Below are 17,679 nucleotides of genomic sequence, written 5' to 3' on the forward strand. Positions count from 1 at the left end.
TGCACGGCCTCGCCCATGCTGTCTCGCCCTTTACCGAGATCAGCATGATGCGTTTCCTTGCGCTACTTTCGTTGCTTATCCCTCTCGTTGCCTGCGCTGCACCCACCCCTCATTCCGGTATCGAATCCCGGGTACTCCTGCGCAGCACCCAGGCATGGGACGGCTCACCCTATACCCGCTATCCCGACGGCCAACCGGAACTGACCCTGCTGAAAATACGCATTCCGGCCCACACCACCCTCGACTGGCACCGCCACCCGATTCCCAATGCCGCCTACCTGTTATCGGGTGAACTGCTGGTCGAAACGCCAGGTGGCGCACAGCAGACACGCCTGAAAGCCGGTGATGCAGTGGCAGAGATGGTTGATGGCATTCACCGCGGCAAAACGGGCAGCCAGCCCGCCGAGCTGATGGTGTTCTACGCCGGCAGCGAAAGCATGCCGCTGAGCCTGGCCGCGACGACGGACGAGGAATTTCAGGAGCCCGGCAGCGAAGCCCTGCAAGCGCTGCTCGACAGCATCGAGCAACGCCTTGAGCTCGCCGAAGCAGTCGCACTGAACAAATGGGACACCGGCCAACCCGTACACGCCGCCGCCCGTGAGCGCCAGGTCCTCGCCAACGCCCGCACCCAGGCAGCGCAACACGGGCTGAGCGAACAACGGGTCGATGATTTCTTCGCTGACCAGATCGAAGCCAACAAGCTGCTTCAATACAGCGCACTGACGCGCTGGCTCGCCGAGGGCGGTGCACCGTCAATACCACGCATGGACCTGGCCACTCAGCTACGCCCGCGCCTGGACGCCCTGCAAGGCGAGTTGCTGGAAAACCTTGCCGCCCTGGACCTTGCACGCCCCGCCCACTGCCCGCGGATGACCTCCCGGCTGATCGAACAGCGCAAGCTTGGCCCGCAGCGCAACCTTGCCTTGATCCGCGCCAGCGCCCAATTGTGTACCCCCCAGCCCTGAGCCCACCTATGCTCTATATTGGTGCGTGCAAATGCATGCACCTGCGCCCCTCACACCAATTTGGGTCATAAATTCTTCCTGCTCAGGCGTTTGTAGGCCTTTTTCGGGCAGATTCAGGTGATTCTCCGGGGATTCCGCTTCTTTTCGGAGCCTTGGTTTGCTTTTTGCATTTTCCTCGCATCAGCGGAATACCAGCGCCCGCGCCCCTGGCTAGCACCAGGCCCGAAATGTGCCAAAAGAGGTCAAAGACGCCACATGACCATCAGCGATGCACTGCACCGATTACTACTGGACAACCTGACCACCGCCACCATCCTGCTCAACGCCGAACTGCGCCTTGAGTACATGAACCCGGCGGCGGAAATGCTCCTGGCCATCAGCGGCCAGCGCAGCCATGGCCAGTTCATCAGCGAACTGTTCACCGAATCGACCGAAGCACTGCACTCCCTGCGCCAGGCCGTGGAGCACGCGCATCCGTTCACCAAACGCGAAGCCATGCTCACCTCGCTGACCGGCCAGAGCCTGACCGTCGACTACGCCGTCACGCCGATCCTCAACAGTGGCCGGACCCTGCTGCTGCTCGAAGTGCATCCGCGCGACCGCCTGCTGCGCATCACCAAGGAAGAAGCGCAACTGTCCAAGCAGGAAACCACCAAGATGCTCGTGCGCGGCATGGCCCACGAAATCAAGAACCCGTTGGGCGGCATCCGCGGCGCAGCCCAGTTGCTGGCCCGCGAACTGCCCGACGAAGGATTGAAGGACTACACCAACGTCATCATCGAAGAAGCCGACCGCCTGCGGAATCTGGTGGACCGCATGCTTGGCTCGAACAAGCTGCCGATGCTCGCGCTGACCAACGTCCACGAAGTGCTTGAACGGGTCTGCAGCCTGGTCGAGGCCGAAACCCAGGGTGGCATCACTTTGGTGCGCGACTACGACCCGAGCCTGCCGGACGTCCTGATCGACCGCGAACAGATGATCCAGGCCGTGCTCAACATCGTGCGCAACGCCATGCAGGCCATCAGCGCGCAGAACGAACTGCGCCTGGGCCGCATCACCCTGCGCAGCCGCGCCATGCGCCAGTTCACCATCGGCCATATCCGCCATCGCCTGGTGGCCAAGATTGAGATCATCGACAACGGCCCCGGCATCCCGGCGGAACTCCAGGACACCCTCTTCTATCCCATGGTCAGCGGCCGCCCGGACGGCACCGGGCTGGGCCTGGCCATCACCCAGAACATCATCAGCCAGCATCAGGGCCTGATCGAATGTGACAGCCATCCGGGTCACACCACCTTCTCGATCTTCCTGCCACTGGAACAAGGAGCCGCTTCCTCATGAGCCGTAGTGAAACTGTCTGGATCGTCGATGACGACCGTTCCATCCGCTGGGTCCTGGAAAAAGCCTTGCAACAGGAAGGCATGACCACCCAAAGCTTCGACAGTGCCGATGGCGTCATGAGCCGCCTGGCCCGCCAGCAGCCGGATGTGATCATTTCCGATATCCGCATGCCGGGTGCCAGCGGCCTCGACCTGCTGGCGCAGATTCGCGAGCAGCATCCGCGGCTCCCGGTGATCATCATGACCGCGCACTCCGACCTGGACAGCGCGGTTGCTTCGTATCAGGGCGGTGCCTTCGAGTACCTGCCCAAGCCGTTCGACGTCGACGAAGCCGTCTCGCTGGTCAAGCGCGCGAACCAGCATGCCCAGGAGCAACAGGGCGGTGACGTGGCACCCACCCTGACCCGCACCCCGGAAATCATCGGTGAAGCGCCGGCGATGCAGGAGGTGTTCCGCGCCATCGGTCGCCTGAGCCATTCCAACATCACCGTGCTGATCAACGGCGAGTCCGGGACCGGTAAAGAGCTGGTAGCCCACGCCCTGCACCGTCACAGCCCGCGCGCGGCAGCACCCTTCATTGCCCTGAACATGGCGGCAATTCCGAAAGACCTGATGGAATCGGAGCTGTTCGGCCATGAAAAAGGCGCCTTCACCGGCGCCGCCAACCTGCGCCGCGGCCGCTTCGAACAGGCCGACGGCGGCACCCTGTTTCTCGACGAAATCGGTGACATGCCCGCCGACACCCAGACCCGCCTGCTGCGGGTACTGGCTGATGGCGAGTTCTACCGGGTCGGCGGTCATGTGCCGGTCAAGGTCGATGTGCGCATCATCGCCGCGACCCACCAGAACCTGGAAACCCTGGTCCAGGCCGGCAAGTTCCGCGAAGACTTGTTCCACCGCCTGAACGTGATCCGCATCCATATCCCGCGCCTGGCCGACCGTCGCGAAGACATCCCGACCCTGGCCCGCCACTTCCTGGGCCGCGCGGCTCAGGAGCTGTCAGTCGAGCCCAAGCTGCTCAAGGCCGAGACCGAGGAGTTCATCCGCAACCTGCCATGGCCGGGCAACGTGCGGCAGCTGGAAAACACCTGCCGCTGGATCACCGTCATGGCCTCCGGCCGTGAAGTGCACATCGGTGACCTGCCACCGGAGCTGCTGAGCCTGCCGCAGGACGCGGTGCCGGTGACCAACTGGGAACAGGCGCTGCGCCAATGGGCCGACCAGGCGTTGTCCCGCGGCCAGTCGAGCCTGCTCGACAGCGCCGTGCCGAGCTTCGAGCGGATCATGATCGAGACGGCCCTCAAGCACACCGCCGGTCGCCGTCGCGATGCCGCCGTGCTGCTGGGCTGGGGTCGCAACACCCTGACCCGGAAGATCAAGGAGCTGGGCATGAAGGTCGATGGCGCGGATGACGGGGACGACGAAGAATCCTGATTCGCCGCTGAACACGACGCGGGGCAGGCACCTCCCACAGAGTTTCTGTGACGAGGGCCTGCCCCGCGGTCGTTTCAGCCGGGCGAAGGCACGAATGCCCCATTGGTGAACCGAAAAAGCCCGCGGCGCACCGCCTGAAGGCAAAACCCCCCGCGAATCGCCCGCCACACCCACTAAAACGTCCTGAAACCCCTGCGATCAAAGGGTTTCGCAAAGTTGGCACGGCGTCTGCATTAATACAGACATCTCCAGTTTTGGGGACCTTGGTACAGGCAGGCCGGGGATTCCCCTCTTTTATTCGTGCAGTCTCACCTGCACTCGCCAGCGGTCCTCCACTAACTCACCCGCCCAGCGGGCCTGCAGTGGACGGGCCGCCACCAGGCTCAACAGCAGCCCCTTATCACTCTTGCGTATCCGCCAGCTCACCGGCTTACCGTCGTAGGTCAACTGGCCCTTCTGACTCTTCCCTTCCGCTTCGAACAACACCGCCACGGTGCCCTCGACCATTTCGCCGTGCAGCTTGGGCTCTTCGTTGAACCACAGGTCCAGCCCGCCAACGACCACCTCCACGCGCTCCAGCACCCGTGGTTCGGGCGCGGTCAGGCGACCGATCATCAGGCCCACCAGCATTCCGAACAGCGCCAGGGAAAACAGCACCCGCGGCCAGGATTTCGAACGCGGGTCCGGTTCGTCAGGAGTAGAATGCGCGTCATCTTTAAACTCGGAGCCGTGCATGTTTCACGTGATCCTTTTTCAACCAGAAATTCCGCCGAATACCGGCAACATTATCAGGCTCTGCGCCAACAGCGGCTGCGACCTGCACCTGATCGAGCCGCTGGGCTTCGAACTGGACGACAAGCGGTTACGGCGCGCCGGCCTGGATTACCACGAGTACGCCACCCTCAAGCGCCACAGCGACCTGGCGTCGTGCCTGGAAAGCCTTGGGCAGCCGCGCGTGTTTGCGTTCACCACCAAGGGCTCGCAGCCGTTTCACGAGGTTGCCTTCGAACCGGGCGATGCGTTCCTGTTCGGGCCGGAGAGCCGCGGGCTGCCAGCGGAGGTGCTGGATGCGCTGGAAAGCGGCCAGCGCCTGCGATTGCCGATGCGGCCGGGGTGCCGGAGTTTGAACCTGTCCAATACGGTCGCCGTGGCTGTTTACGAGGCCTGGCGGCAGCAAGGTTTCGTCTGATCGCGACGGTTCGGCGCACCGACAAGCCCGCTCCTGCAAATCGCTTGATGAACTTGTAGGAGCGAGCTTGTCGGGGCGCCGAACCGTCGCGAAGCCCCGCCCTGGCCTCAAAACAAAAAAGCGCCTTCAGAGGCGCTTTTTCATTCCAGCAAGACCATCGCTTATTGCAGCGAAGGCGCCTCGCCAGCTTCCTGCATGCGCTGCATTTCTTGCGCGTACAGGGCGTCGAAGTTCACCGGGGACAGCATCAGCGCCGGGAACGAACCACGGGTCACCAGGCTGTCCAGCGCTTCGCGAGCGTACGGGAACAGGATGTTCGGGCAGAACGCGCCGAGGGTGTGGCTCAAGGACGGGCCTTCCAGGTTCTTGATCAGGAAGATACCGGCCTGCTGCACTTCAGCGATGAAGGCAACTTCGTCGCCGTTTTTCACGGTAACCGACAGGGTCAGCACGACTTCGTGGAAGTCGCCTTCCAGGCCTTTCTGCTTGGTGTTCAGGTCCAGGGCAACGCTCGGTTCCCACTGCTGACGGAAGATCGCCGGGCTTTTCGGCGCTTCGAACGACAGGTCACGCACGTAGATGCGCTGCAGGGAGAATTGTGGTGCGCTATCTTCGGCAGCCGAGGCGCCGTTGGTCTGTTGCTCAGTCATGGCAGATCCTTCTTTGCAGGGTCTTTAGAGGGTTTTGGATTCAAGCGTTGAGCAGCGCATCCAGCTTGCCGGCGCGCTCCAGCGCATAGAGGTCATCACAACCACCGACATGGGCGCCGCCGATCCAGATCTGCGGCACCGAGGTACGGCCGGCTTTCTGGGCCATTTGCGCGCGTACCTGAGGCTTGCCGTCGACCTTGATTTCTTCGAAGTCCACCCCTTTGCTCGCCAGCAACTGCTTGGCGCGGATGCAATAGGGGCAGTAATCGCTGGAGTAGACGGTGACCTGGGTCATGTCACTTCACCAGCGGCAGGTTGTCGGCTTTCCAGCTCGACACACCACCGGACAACTTGGCGGCGGTGAAACCGGCCTTGAGCAGGTCGCGGCAGACGGCGCCGGCGTGCTGGCCCATGTTGTCGACCACGATCAGGGTCTTGTTCGCTTTGTGCTTTTCCAGCTCGCCGATGCGGGCGGCGAACTTGTCCTGCGGGATGTTCACGGCGCCGACGATGTGGCCTGCGGAATATTCCTTGGTCGAACGGATGTCGATCACCAGGCCCTTGTCGCCATTGACCAGTGCGGTCAGTTCGCCATTGCTCAGGCTGCGGCCGCCCTTGCGTGCTTCGGTGACGATCAGCAAAACCAGCAGAACGGCGAAGATGGCAACCAGCAGATAGTGATTTGTCGCGAATTCAATCAGGTGAGCAACCATTGGGAGGGTGTTCCGGGCCGTTAAAAATGTCGGCCAGTATACACAGCAGCCATGGGCCGCCAAAGCCTGCTTGACCCTGTTGTCGACAGCAATTCTCACCTTCCCGGTACTGTCCGTCGGGACGCCAATACGCGGAATTCGTCAAGGCTGGCCAATTTGCCCTAAAATGCGGGTCTTTCTCATCTACAACCGTGAGTAGATTTTGATGACGAGCACGCCCAAGCCTTTGGTCCTGATCATCCTGGATGGTTTCGGTCACAGCGAAAGCCCCGAGTACAACGCCATCTTTGCCGCCAACACACCCGTCTACGATCGCCTGCGCGCCAACCAACCGCATGGCTTGATCTCCGGCTCCGGCATGGATGTCGGCCTGCCCGACGGTCAGATGGGCAACTCCGAAGTCGGCCACATGAACCTCGGCGCCGGCCGGGTCGTGTACCAGGACTTCACCCGGGTGACCAAGGCTATTCGCGATGGCGAGTTCTTCAGCAATGCCGTGCTCACCGGCGCAGTGGACAAGGCGGTCGGTGCCGGCAAGGCCGTGCACATCCTCGGCCTGCTCTCCGACGGCGGCGTCCACAGTCATCAGGATCACCTGGTCGCCATGGCCGAACTGGCCGCCCAGCGCGGTGCCGAGCGCATCTACCTGCATGCCTTCCTCGATGGCCGCGACACCCCGCCGAAAAGCGCGCAATCCTCCATCGAGCTGCTTGACGCCGCCTTCGCCAAGCTGGGCAAGGGCCGCATCGCCAGCCTGATCGGCCGCTACTTCGCCATGGACCGCGACAACCGCTGGGACCGCGTCAGCGCCGCCTACAACCTGATCGTCGACAGCGCCGCCGAGTACAGCGCCGACAGCGCCGTTGCCGGTCTGGAAGCGGCCTACGCCCGTGGTGAGAGCGACGAGTTCGTCAAAGCCACCCGCATCGGCGACGCCGTGAAGGTCGAAGACGGCGACGCCGTGATCTTCATGAACTTCCGCGCCGACCGCGCCCGCGAGCTGTCCCGCGCGTTCGTCGAACCCGAGTTCAACGAATTCCCCCGCGCCCGCCTGCCGAAAATGGCCGCCTACATCGGCCTGACCCAGTACTCGGCGAAGATCGCCGCGCCGGCCGCCTTCGCGCCGAGCAGCCTGACAAACGTGCTGGGCGAATACCTGGCGAAGAACGGCAAGACCCAACTGCGCATCGCCGAAACCGAGAAATACGCCCACGTCACCTTCTTCTTCTCCGGCGGTCGCGAAGAACCGTTCGAAGGCGAAGAGCGCATCCTGATCCCGTCGCCGAAGGTCGCCACCTATGACCTGCAGCCGGAAATGAGCGCGCCGGAAGTCACCGACCGCATCGTCGAGGCCATCGAGCAGCAGCGCTACGACGTGATCGTGGTCAACTACGCCAACGGCGACATGGTCGGCCACACCGGCGTGTTCGAAGCGGCGGTCAAGGCGGTCGAGGCGCTGGACGGCTGCGTCGGTCGCATTGTCGAGGCGCTGGACAAGGTCGGTGGCGAAGCCCTGATCACCGCCGACCACGGCAACGTCGAGCAGATGGAAGACGAGTGCACCGGCCAGGCGCACACCGCCCACACCACCGAGCCGGTGCCGTTCATCTATTACGGCAAGCGTGACCTGAAGGTCCGCGAAGGCGGCGTGCTGGCGGACGTGGCGCCGACCATGCTGACGCTGATGGGGCTGGAAATTCCGAAGGAAATGACCGGGACCACGATTCTCGTCAAAGCTTGAACCTGAGGGCCTGCTTCGCAGGCCTTCGCGAGCAAGCTCGCTCCCACAGTGCCCTGTAGGAGCGAGCTTGTCGGGGCGCCGAACCGTCGCGAAGCGCCCCCAAGATCACCGGAATTCCAGACCAACGCCCCAAAGCAGTTGCTTCGGGGCGTTTTTTTTGGCGTCAACGGCGGGCATACTAGGCCAGTCTCCATCCCCTGGTTATCGCCATTCCATGCTTCGCGCCCTGATCCTTATCGCCTTGACCTGCCTGCTCGGCCCGGCCTTCGCCGACGAGCGCGCGCAAACTCAGCAGCAACTGGACGCCACGCGCCAGGACATCGCCGAGCTGAAGAAAAAACTCGGGCAACTGCAGGAGGAGAAATCCGGCGTGCAGAAAGACCTGCGCGGCACCGAAACCGACATCGGCAAGCTGGAGAAGCAGGTGGAGGACCTGCAAAAAGAACTAAAAAAGACCGAGGGCGAACTGGAGCGCCTCGACACTGAAAAGAAAAACCTCCAGTCCGCCCGCACTGAACAACAACGCCTGATCGCTATCCAGGCCCGCTCCGCCTACCAGAACAACGGTCGCGAGGAATACCTGAAGCTGCTGCTCAACCAGCAGAACCCGGAAAAATTCGCCCGCACCCTGACCTATTACGACTACCTGAGCCAGGCCCGCCTGGCGCAGTTGCGTGCCTTCAACGAAACCCTGCGCCAACTGGCCAATGTCGAAAAAGACATCGCCCACCAGCAGGCGCAGTTGCTGGTCCAGCAAGGCACCCTCGACGCCCAGCGCCAGGACCTGGAAAAGACCCGCGCCGAGCGCCAGGAAATCCTCGCCAAGCTCAACGGCACCCTGAAAGACAACGACCAGAAGCTCGCCGCACGCCAGCAAGACCAGGCCGAGCTGGGCCGCGTGCTCAAGACCATCGAAGAAACCCTCGCCCGCCAGGCCCGCGAAGCCGAAGAAGCCCGTCAGCGCGCGCTGCTGGCCGCCCAGGAAGCCGAGAAGAAGCGCCAGCAGGAGGCCGCCCTGGCCGCCCGCGACAGCAAGGATGACACCCCGAAAAAGCCGAAAAGTTCGCCTGGCCCGCTGGTTTCCAGCGACGGCGCGGTGTACGGCGGGGCTTTTTCTGCGGCACAGGGCAAACTTCCCTGGCCGGTCAATGGTCGACTGTTGGCGCGCTTCGGCGAAACCCGGGGCGATGATGCCCGGGCCAAGTGGGACGGCGTGATGATCAGTGCATCGGCTGGTAGCCAGGTTCATGCAGTACACGGCGGGCGCGTGGTGTTCGCCGACTGGTTGCGCGGGGCCGGACTTCTGGTCATTCTCGACCACGGTAACGGTTACCTCAGTCTGTACGGTCACAACCAGACCTTGCTCAAGGATGCCGGCGACATCGTCAAGGCCGGCGAGGCGATCTCCACCGTTGGCAACAGCGGTGGCCAGAGCACCCCGGCGTTGTACTTCGCCATCCGCCAGCAGGGTCGGCCGACCGACCCGACGCAATGGTGCCGTGGCCAGGGATAGGCCTCGCCTCTCTATTTCACGCGCTGGCCGCCTGGCGGCTGACGCGATGCTCCATACGGGGCACACACAGGATCAGGAGTTCGTTCGACATGCTGCATTCGCCTCGCCTTACCTCGCTGGCCCTGGCCGTTGCCCTGATCAGCGGCGCGTCCCTGGCCTTCGCGGCCGAGCCCGCCAAGCCGGCGGCGGTCGCTCCGACGACGGTCACCGCCAAGGCTCCGCTGCCGCTGGACGAGCTGCGCACCTTCGCCGAGGTCCTGGACCGCATCAAGGCGGCCTATGTCGAACCGGTGGATGACAAGACCCTGCTGGAAAATGCCATCAAGGGCATGCTCAGCAACCTCGATCCGCACTCCGCCTACCTCGGTCCGGAAGACTTCCAGGAGCTGCAGGAAAGCACCAGCGGCGAATTCGGCGGCCTCGGCATCGAAGTCGGCATGGAAGACGGCTTCGTCAAAGTGGTCTCGCCCATCGACGACACCCCGGCCTCCCGCGCCGGCATCGAAGCCGGCGACCTGATCGTCAAGATCAACGGCCAGCCGACCCGTGGCCAGACCATGACCGAAGCCGTCGACAAGATGCGCGGCAAGATCGGCGAGAAGATCACCCTGACCTTGGTCCGCGACGGCGGCACGCCATTCGACGTGACCATTGCCCGCGCGGTCATCCAGGTCAAGAGCGTCAAGAGCCAACTGCTCGAAGACGGCTACGGCTACATCCGCATCACCCAGTTCCAGGTCAAGACCGGCGAGGAAGTCGGCAAGGCGCTGGCCAAGCTGCGCAAGGACAACGGCAAGAAACTCAGTGGCGTGGTCCTCGACCTGCGCAACAACCCTGGCGGCGTCCTGCAATCGGCGGTCGAAGTGGCCGACCACTTCCTGACCAAGGGCCTGATCGTCTACACCAAGGGCCGCATCGCCAATTCCGAGCTGCGCTTCTCCGCCGACCCGGCCGACGCCAGCGAAGGCGTGCCGCTGGTGGTGCTGATCAACGGCGGCAGCGCCTCGGCTTCGGAGATTGTCGCCGGCGCCCTGCAAGACCAGAAACGCGGCGTGCTGATGGGCACCGACAGCTTCGGCAAAGGCTCGGTGCAAACCGTGCTGCCGCTGAACAACGACCGCGCGCTGAAGATCACCACCGCGCTGTACTACACGCCCAACGGCCGCTCGATCCAGGCCCAGGGCATCGTCCCGGACATCGAAGTGCGCCAGGCGAAGATCACCAGCGAGCAGGACACCGAGAACTTCAAGGAAGCCGATCTGCAGGGCCACCTCGGCAACGGCAACGGCGGCGCCGACCGGCCTTCGACCAGCAAGGCCACCGGCAAGACGGGCAAGAAGGCGCGTCCGCAGGACGATGACTACCAGCTCAGCCAGGCCCTCAGCCTGCTCAAAGGCCTGAGCATCACCCGCGACAAGTGATGCGCGCGCTCCTCTTCACCCTGCTCTGTCTGCTGACCGGCGCCGCCCTTGCGGCGCCGGCCCAGCCGCAGCGAGCGTACCTGAGCGTCATCATCGATGACCTCGGCCAGAGCCCTGACCGCGACGCCCGCACCCTCGCCCTCCCCGGCCCCGTCACCATGGCGATCATGCCGGACACGCCCCACGCGACCGACTTCGCCCGCCAGGCCCACCATGCCGGGCGCACGGTGATTCTGCATATGCCCATGGACCCGGCGACCGGCCCTTACGCCTGGCATCCCGGCACGCCGCTGCCGGAACTTGAAAAACGCCTGAACGCTGCCCTGCTGCGGGTGCCTTACGCCGCGGGCCTCAACAACCACATGGGCAGCCGCATGACCGCGCAACCGGAAGCCATGGCCTGGTTGATGGGCGAGTTGCAACGCCGCGATCTGTTCTTCGTCGACAGCCGCACCAGCGCCGCCACCGTGGCGGCGGCCAAGGCGCAGACGCAGGGGCTGGCCAGCGTGTCGCGGGATGTGTTTCTGGATGATGTGCGCACCAGCGAAGCGATCGCCGGGCAGTTGCGCCTGGCCGTAGAACTGGCGCGCCGACAGGGCACCGCCGTGGTGATCGGCCACCCTTATCCACAGACGCTAGAGGTGCTGGAGCGTGAGTTGCCGCGGCTCAAGGCCCAGGGCGTGGAGTTGATTGAGCTGCGCCAGATGATTGCCGAGCGCAGCAACCGCGCCATGCCGGCGCACGGCAAGGGCGGGGTTTACAGGTAGCGAGCGAAGGTTGCGTCGACGAAGCCTTCTTCGCGCATCTGATCCAGGCTGTCCTGAAGTTTTTTCACCACCTCATCCGGCACCTGCTTGTTCAGCGCCAGGTACAACTGAGTGCCGTTGAAACGCAGCACCGTCTTGAATGCGGTCATGCCGATCTGCCGGGCGAGGTAGCGGCCAGCGGGGTCGCCGGTGGCCCAGAGATCGATTTCGCCGCTGGAGAGCTTCCGGGCGTTGTCCTGATCACGCAGAACCAGCACCGGTTTCAGGCCGCTCTTGGACAGGCTTTCGGCAATCGCATCGCCCTTGTAGGCGCCGATGCGCAGGCCCTTGGCCTGTTGCAGATTATCCAGCTGGATCTTGCTGCCCTGACTCGCCAGCAGCACCCAGTCATCCGGGCCCAACGGGCCGACCCACTTGAACAGGTTCTCGCGGTCCGGCTGGCGGGCCATGACGAAAACGCCGTGGTTGGGGGTGTCCCTGGCCTGCTGATACACCCGCGTCCAGGGGAAGCGCAGGGTCATGCTGTAGGGGACTTCGGCGCGGCGGAACATCTCCCGCACCAGATCGGCAGCGATGCCCTGGATTTCCGGCTCGCGCGCGAAGCTCTTGCCGTCGGTGGACATGTTGTAGGGCGGGAAGTTTTCGGTGAGCAGGACCAGGGGTTCGGTGGCCTGGGCGGTGGTTGCGAGGGAGAGGAGGAACAGGAGTCGAGTGAGCATTCGAGAGGCCTGGAGATTAGCTATCGCGAGCAAGCTCGCTCCTACAATCCCCGTAGGAGCGAGCTTGCTCGCGATAGGCTGCTAATAACTATCAGCGAACAACAATCCCGCGCTGCGCCATGTAAGCCTTGGCCTCCGGCACGGTGTACTCGCCGAAGTGGAAGATGCTCGCCGCCAGCACCGCGCTGGCATGGCCTTCGAGAATGCCGTCGGCCAGGTGCTGCAGGTTGCCCACGCCACCGGACGCGATCACCGGAATACCCAGCGCGTCGCTGATGGCCCGGGTGACGCCGAGGTCGAAGCCGCTCTTCATGCCGTCCTGGTCCATGCTGGTGAGCAAAATTTCACCAGCGCCCAGGCCTTCCATCTTCTTCGCCCACTCCACCGCGTCCAGCCCGGTAGGCTTGCGGCCGCCGTGGGTGAAGATCTCCCAGCGCGGCGCTTCGCCCGGGCCGGAAACCTTCTTGGCGTCGATCGCCACGACGATGCACTGCGAGCCGAAATGCGCCGCCGCTTCGCCAACGAACTCCGGGTTGAACACCGCCGCAGTGTTGATCGACACCTTGTCGGCGCCGGCGTTGAGCAGGTTACGGATGTCCTGCACGGTGCGCACGCCCCCGCCCACGGTCAGCGGGATGAACACCTGGCTGGCCATGCGCTCGACGGTATGCAGCGTGGTGTCACGGCCATCGACGCTGGCGGTGATGTCGAGGAAGGTGATTTCGTCGGCACCCTGCTCGTCGTAGCGACGGGCGATTTCCACCGGGTCGCCGGCGTCACGGATGTTCTCGAACTTGACGCCCTTCACGACCCGGCCGTTGTCCACGTCCAGGCAAGGGATGATACGTTTGGCCAGGGCCATGGCGTTCTCCTCAGCCTTTGTAGGTGTCGCAGAAGGCTTGCGCCTCGGCGACATCCAGGGTGCCTTCGTAGATCGCCCGGCCGGTGATGGCGCCGATGATTCCCGGGGCCTTGGCGTCGAGCAGGGCCTTGATGTCGCCCAGGTTGTGGATGCCGCCAGAAGCGATCACCGGGATCTTTGTGGCTTCGGCCAAGGCCTTGGTGAAGGGCACGTTGCAGCCCTGCATCATCCCGTCCTTGGCGATGTCGGTGTAGACGATCGCGGAGACGCCGTCGGCTTCGAAGCGCTTGGCAAGGTCAATGACCTGCACCGAGCTGACTTCAGCCCAGCCGTCGGTGGCGACGAAACCGTCTTTCGCGTCCAGGCCGACGATGACCTTGCCCGGGAAGGCGCGGCAGGCTTCGGCGACGAACTCAGGCTGCTTGACCGCCTTGGTGCCGATGATCACGTAGCTGACGCCGGCCTTGACGTAGTGCTCGATGGTTTCCAGCGAGCGGATACCGCCGCCGATCTGGATCGGCAGGTTCGGGTAGCGCTTGGCAATGGCGGTAACCACTTCGCCGTTGACCGGCTGGCCTTCGAAGGCACCGTTCAGATCGACCAGATGCAGACGGCGGCAGCCACCTTCAACCCATTTGGCGGCCATGCTCACCGGGTCGTCGGAGAATACGGTGGAATCTTCCATGCGGCCTTGGCGCAGACGTACGCAAGCACCGTCCTTGAGATCGATAGCGGGGATAATCAGCATCTGGAAAACCTGTCTATTCGGTAAACAGTGAGCCCGGGAAGTCAGTTCTTCTCGAGCGACCACAGGTCGCTCTCGATGCTCTCGAAGCGCTCTTTGAGATGCGCCTGAACATCGAAAATCGCCCTGTTGTAGTAATGCGGCGCAATTTCCTTGCTGAACAGCTCCAGCACCTCGGCCACCTCGAACGAACCCAATTGCAATTCGAAGCGGTCTTCGAGAAAACGCTTGAGGGTGCTCAGCGCCTCACGCTCCTGCTCGGGGGTGAGGGTGATCGTCGGGGCCTTGTTGCTGGAGCGGCTCATTACCAGCGCCCATCCCAGCCAGCGAAGTTCTGCAGCAATTGCAGGCCATGGGTATGGCTCTTCTCCGGGTGGAACTGGGTGGCGAAGCGCGAGCCTTCAGCCAGTGCGGCAGCGAAATCGACACCGTAGTGACCGCGACCGACCACCTGGGACGGCTTGCCCGACTCGATGTAGTAGCTGTGCACGAAGTAGAAACGTGCCTCATCGGGAATGTCGTGCCAGAGCGGGTGGTCGACGCTTTGGCTGACCTGGTTCCAACCCATGTGCGGCACTTTCAGGTGCTCGCCGTCTTCATGCAGGTCTTTGCCGAAGAAGCGCACTTTTCCGGGGAACAGGCCGATGCCATCGACACCGTCGTTCTCTTCGCTGTGATCCAGCAGCGCCTGCATGCCGACGCAGATGCCGAGGAACGGACGGTCCTGGCTGACTTCCCGGACCAGGGCATCGAAGCCCAGGCGGCGGATTTCAGCCATGCAGTCGCGCATCGCGCCCACGCCGGGGAATACCACCCGGTCGGCTTCGCGAATCACTGCGGCATCGCTGGTGATCAGTACCTTGCCGGCGCCCACGTGCTCCAGGGCCTTGGACACCGAGTGCAGGTTGCCCATGCCATAGTCGATTACGGCGACGGTCTGCATTACAGGCAACCTTTGGTGGAAGGCATTTGCCCGGCCATGCGATCGTCCAGCTCAACGGCCATGCGCAGCGCGCGGCCGAAAGCCTTGAACACGGTTTCGATCTGGTGGTGGGTGTTGTGCCCGCGCAGGTTGTCGATGTGCAGGGTGACGTTGGCGTGGTTGACGAAGCCCTGGAAGAACTCCTGGAACAGGTCCACGTCGAAGTTGCCGACGCTCGCGCGGGTGTACGGCACGTGCATCTGCAGGCCTGGACGGCCAGAGAAATCGATGACCACTCGCGACAGCGCTTCGTCCAGCGGGACATAGGCGTGGCCGTAGCGACGGATGCCTTTCTTGTCACCGATGGCCTGGTTGAAGGCCTGACCGAGGGTGATACCGACGTCCTCGACGGTATGGTGATCGTCGATATGCAGGTCGCCCTTGCACTCGATGTCCAGGTCGATCAACCCGTGCCGGGCGATCTGATCCAGCATGTGCTCGAGAAAAGGCACGCCGATATCGAATCGGGCCTTGCCAGTGCCATCCAGGTTGATCGAGGCTTTGATCTGGGTTTCCAGAGTATCGCGCTCGACGGATGCCTTACGTTCGACCATCACCAGCTCCGCAAAATCATTAGGCGAAAAAGGCGGTCATTATAGGCCCAGAACGTCGCATCTTGAAACGAACATGACATATGGCGGTGGGTTTTGGGCCTGCTTTGCAGGCCTTCGCGAGCAAGCTCGCTCCCACAGGGTGATGACAGACCGGTTCCCTGTGGGAGCAAGCTTGCTCGCGAAGGGCCGCAAAGCGGCCCCAAACACCCGAATCAGTGGAACAGAACAGCCGTCTTCTGCAAGGTCGCCCACACACCCCACGCCAGCGGAATCCCCACCGCCAGCCACGCCGCGATCACCAGCGGCTTGCTGCCCGGCGAGGCATGCCATTCGAGGACGGTGCTGTTGTCAGCGCCCTTGTCGTGGCCCAGCGCCTGCTCGGCAGCCAGTTGCGCGTCGGTCATGAAGTACTTGTCCGCCACCGGACGGACCAGCGCGTTGCAGAGGAAACCCAGCACCAGCAGGCCGGCGAGGATGTACAGGGTGATGTCGTAGGCCGCGGCCCGCTCCACCCCAATCTTCAACTGATACTCGCGCAGGTAGTTGACCAGCACCGGCCCCAGCACGCCCGCCGCCGCCCAGGCGGTCAGCAACCGCCCATGGATCGCGCCGACCATCTGCGTGCCGAACAGGTCGGCCAGGTACGCCGGCACCGTGGCGAAGCCGCCGCCGTACATCGACAGGATGATGCAGAACGCCGCCACGAACAGGGCGATATTGCCCAGGTGACCCATGTTCGGCACCAGCGAGTACAGGGCAAAGCCCAGCGCGAAGAAGGCGAAATAGGTGTTCTTGCGGCCGATGTAGTCGGAGAACGACGCCCAGAAGAAACGCCCGCCGATGTTGAACAGGCTGAGCAAGCCGGTGAAGCCGGCAGCGATCGCCGCGATCTGGCCCAGTTGGGTGGCGTCCAGTTCGCTGAAGGTCAGGTTGTTGCCCAGCAGCTTGCCGGCGAACACTTCCTGCAACAGCGGCGAAGCCATGCCGAGGATGCCGATACCGGCCGATACGTTCAGGCACAGCACCAGCCAGATCAGCGCAAATTGCGGAGTCTTCCACGCCACGCTGACGTGCACATGGCGGTGAGTGATCATCGCGTTGCTGGCTTTCTTCGCCGGCGCGACCCAGCCTTCCGGTTTCCAGCCGGTAGGCGGCACGCGGTACGACAAGGCGCCGCCGATCATGAAGATGAAGTAGATCACCGCCATCACCACGAAGCTCTGCCAGACGCCGACACCTTCAGGGCTGGCGAAGTGATTCATCAGGGCCGCAGCCAGCGGCGCGCCGACCATGGCGCCGCCGCCGAAGCCCATGATCGCCATGCCGGTGGCCATGCCGCGTTTATCCGGGAACCACTTGATCAGGGTCGAAACCGGCGAGATGTAGCCCAGCCCCAGACCGATACCGCCGATCACCCCCGAGCCCAGCCACATCAGCCAGATCTGGTGGGTGTAGACCCCGAACGCGGAAATCAGCAGGCCGCCGCACCAGCACAGCGCCGATACCACACCGGCCTTGCGCGGCCCGGCATGTTCCAGCCAGCCGCCCCAGATCGCCGCCGAGCAGCCGAGGAAAATGAAGAACAGGGTGTAGATCCAGCCGAGCATGGAGATCGGCCAGTCGCAGGTGGAAGACACCATCTGCGCGAAGAAGCCCATGTCCGGCGCGCAAGCCACCGGGGTGCTGATGCCGATCGCCTTGGACAGCGGCAGCCAGAACACCGAGAAGCCGTAGGCCATGCCGATGCAGAGGTGGATTGCCAGAGCGGCCGGTGGAACCAGCCAACGATTGAAGCCAGGTCGAGCGACGATGCGCTCCTTGGAAAGGAAGCCGGGCGTGCCGCCCACGGCCCCCGCGGTGATACTGCTCATTATTATTGCCCTCGTGGATAGGTATGGCTCACGGGTCGAACCGGGCACCCCTCGACTTTGGCGCACGCAGGCAACGAGTCGTTTTTTGAAGGCAGCCGGCCCCGTCGCGACAATCCGTCGCAGCAAGACCCGGGAACCTCAAAAGAGTAGCATTTAGCTGGCTAATCATTATCAAACTGATATCGCGTTTTTCGCCGCAACTGACACTTTCAC

At 63.4% G+C, this 17,679-nt stretch carries 19 protein-coding genes and 1 pseudogene; 9 read left to right on the forward strand and 11 right to left on the reverse strand.

All coding sequences use genetic code 11. From position 1 onward, the window contains the following. Positions 1-44: 44 nt before the first annotated feature. The 4 genes and pseudogenes from HWV67_RS31815 to ntrC all read left to right on the forward strand — a co-directional run. Positions 45-449: pseudogene (locus HWV67_RS31815) on the forward strand (cupin domain-containing protein); the annotation flags it as partial. Then, positions 438-965, forward strand: coding sequence for a gamma subclass chorismate mutase AroQ (aroQ, locus tag HWV67_RS22590; RefSeq protein ID WP_175653118.1), 528 nt, complete (start codon positions 438-440; stop codon positions 963-965). The pseudogene HWV67_RS31815 and the gene aroQ, both read left to right, overlap by 12 nt. A 255-nt stretch (positions 966-1,220) precedes the next feature. Then, positions 1,221-2,306, forward strand: coding sequence for a nitrogen regulation protein NR(II) (gene glnL / locus HWV67_RS22595; protein WP_095155805.1), 1,086 nt, complete (start codon positions 1,221-1,223; stop codon positions 2,304-2,306). Continuing rightward, a complete protein-coding gene (ntrC, locus tag HWV67_RS22600; protein WP_095155804.1) occupies positions 2,303-3,739 on the forward strand; it encodes a nitrogen regulation protein NR(I) in 1,437 nt (478 codons plus the stop codon). The genes glnL and ntrC overlap by 4 nt, the downstream gene beginning before the upstream one ends. 294 nt (positions 3,740-4,033) lie before the next feature. On the opposite strand, the gene HWV67_RS22605 is transcribed toward ntrC, so the two are convergent. Beyond that, positions 4,034-4,474, reverse strand: a complete 441-nt coding sequence (locus HWV67_RS22605; protein ID WP_175652862.1) for a hypothetical protein — start codon at positions 4,472-4,474, stop codon at positions 4,034-4,036. Between HWV67_RS22605 and trmL the strand changes: the two genes are divergently transcribed. Further along, complete coding sequence (trmL, locus tag HWV67_RS22610; RefSeq protein WP_095155802.1) at positions 4,473-4,928, forward strand: tRNA (uridine(34)/cytosine(34)/5-carboxymethylaminomethyluridine(34)-2'-O)-methyltransferase TrmL; 456 nt, start codon at positions 4,473-4,475, stop codon at positions 4,926-4,928. The genes HWV67_RS22605 and trmL overlap by 2 nt on opposite strands. A gap of 161 nt (positions 4,929-5,089) precedes the next feature. On the opposite strand, the gene secB is transcribed toward trmL, so the two are convergent. From secB to HWV67_RS22625, 3 genes are read right to left on the reverse strand one after another with little or no spacing between them, the layout of a single operon-like run. Continuing rightward, positions 5,090-5,578, reverse strand: coding sequence for a protein-export chaperone SecB (gene secB / locus HWV67_RS22615; protein ID WP_175652863.1), 489 nt, complete (start codon positions 5,576-5,578; stop codon positions 5,090-5,092). 40 nt (positions 5,579-5,618) lie between these two features. Then, complete coding sequence (gene grxC / locus HWV67_RS22620; protein WP_095155800.1) at positions 5,619-5,873, reverse strand: glutaredoxin 3; 255 nt, start codon at positions 5,871-5,873, stop codon at positions 5,619-5,621. A gap of 1 nt (position 5,874) precedes the next feature. Then, a complete protein-coding gene (locus HWV67_RS22625; protein ID WP_175652864.1) occupies positions 5,875-6,291 on the reverse strand; it encodes a rhodanese-like domain-containing protein in 417 nt (138 codons plus the stop codon). A 205-nt stretch (positions 6,292-6,496) separates the two neighbouring features. On the opposite strand from HWV67_RS22625, the gene gpmI reads away from it, so the two are divergent. The 4 genes from gpmI to HWV67_RS22645 all read left to right on the forward strand — a co-directional run bounded on the left by gpmI (position 6,497) and on the right by HWV67_RS22645 (position 11,733). Continuing rightward, positions 6,497-8,032, forward strand: a complete 1,536-nt coding sequence (gpmI, locus tag HWV67_RS22630; protein WP_175652865.1) for a 2,3-bisphosphoglycerate-independent phosphoglycerate mutase — start codon at positions 6,497-6,499, stop codon at positions 8,030-8,032. 214 nt (positions 8,033-8,246) lie between these two features. Beyond that, positions 8,247-9,545, forward strand: coding sequence for a murein hydrolase activator EnvC family protein (locus HWV67_RS22635; RefSeq protein ID WP_175652866.1), 1,299 nt, complete (start codon positions 8,247-8,249; stop codon positions 9,543-9,545). An 89-nt stretch (positions 9,546-9,634) separates the two neighbouring features. Continuing rightward, positions 9,635-10,966 (forward strand): S41 family peptidase, encoded by a 1,332-nt coding sequence (locus HWV67_RS22640; RefSeq protein WP_175652867.1) that lies wholly within the window; start codon positions 9,635-9,637, stop codon positions 10,964-10,966. After that, positions 10,966-11,733, forward strand: a complete 768-nt coding sequence (locus tag HWV67_RS22645; RefSeq protein WP_175652868.1) for a divergent polysaccharide deacetylase family protein — start codon at positions 10,966-10,968, stop codon at positions 11,731-11,733. The genes HWV67_RS22640 and HWV67_RS22645 overlap by 1 nt, the downstream gene beginning before the upstream one ends. On the opposite strand, the gene HWV67_RS22650 is transcribed toward HWV67_RS22645, so the two are convergent. The 7 genes from HWV67_RS22650 to HWV67_RS22680 form a co-directional block, all read right to left on the reverse strand. Beyond that, on the reverse strand, positions 11,724-12,452 hold the full coding sequence (locus HWV67_RS22650) for a substrate-binding periplasmic protein (RefSeq protein ID WP_175652869.1): 729 nt from the start codon (positions 12,450-12,452) through the stop codon (positions 11,724-11,726). The genes HWV67_RS22645 and HWV67_RS22650 overlap by 10 nt on opposite strands. Positions 12,453-12,543: 91 nt before the next feature. Beyond that, positions 12,544-13,314 (reverse strand): imidazole glycerol phosphate synthase subunit HisF, encoded by a 771-nt coding sequence (hisF, locus tag HWV67_RS22655; RefSeq protein WP_095155793.1) that lies wholly within the window; start codon positions 13,312-13,314, stop codon positions 12,544-12,546. Positions 13,315-13,324: 10 nt separating this feature from the next. Then, a complete protein-coding gene (hisA, locus tag HWV67_RS22660) occupies positions 13,325-14,062 on the reverse strand; it encodes a 1-(5-phosphoribosyl)-5-[(5-phosphoribosylamino)methylideneamino]imidazole-4-carboxamide isomerase (protein WP_095155792.1) in 738 nt (245 codons plus the stop codon). 41 nt (positions 14,063-14,103) lie between these two features. Then, complete coding sequence (locus tag HWV67_RS22665) at positions 14,104-14,364, reverse strand: DUF2164 domain-containing protein (protein ID WP_175652870.1); 261 nt, start codon at positions 14,362-14,364, stop codon at positions 14,104-14,106. After that, positions 14,364-15,002 carry an imidazole glycerol phosphate synthase subunit HisH gene (hisH, locus tag HWV67_RS22670; protein WP_175652871.1) on the reverse strand — a complete coding sequence of 213 codons (639 nt, stop codon included), beginning with the start codon at positions 15,000-15,002 and terminating at the stop codon, positions 14,364-14,366. Before hisH ends, HWV67_RS22665 begins: the two co-directional genes overlap by 1 nt. Continuing rightward, on the reverse strand, positions 15,002-15,595 hold the full coding sequence (gene hisB / locus HWV67_RS22675) for an imidazoleglycerol-phosphate dehydratase HisB (protein WP_110972331.1): 594 nt from the start codon (positions 15,593-15,595) through the stop codon (positions 15,002-15,004). The genes hisH and hisB overlap by 1 nt, the downstream gene beginning before the upstream one ends. A 212-nt stretch (positions 15,596-15,807) precedes the next feature. Continuing rightward, on the reverse strand, positions 15,808-17,469 hold the full coding sequence (locus HWV67_RS22680) for an OFA family MFS transporter (protein ID WP_175653119.1): 1,662 nt from the start codon (positions 17,467-17,469) through the stop codon (positions 15,808-15,810). Between the last annotated feature and the right edge of the window lie 210 nt (positions 17,470-17,679).

Source organism: Pseudomonas sp. Marseille-P9899 (assembly GCF_903166565.1).
GTDB classification, from domain to species: Bacteria; Pseudomonadota; Gammaproteobacteria; order Pseudomonadales; family Pseudomonadaceae; genus Aquipseudomonas; species Aquipseudomonas huaxiensis.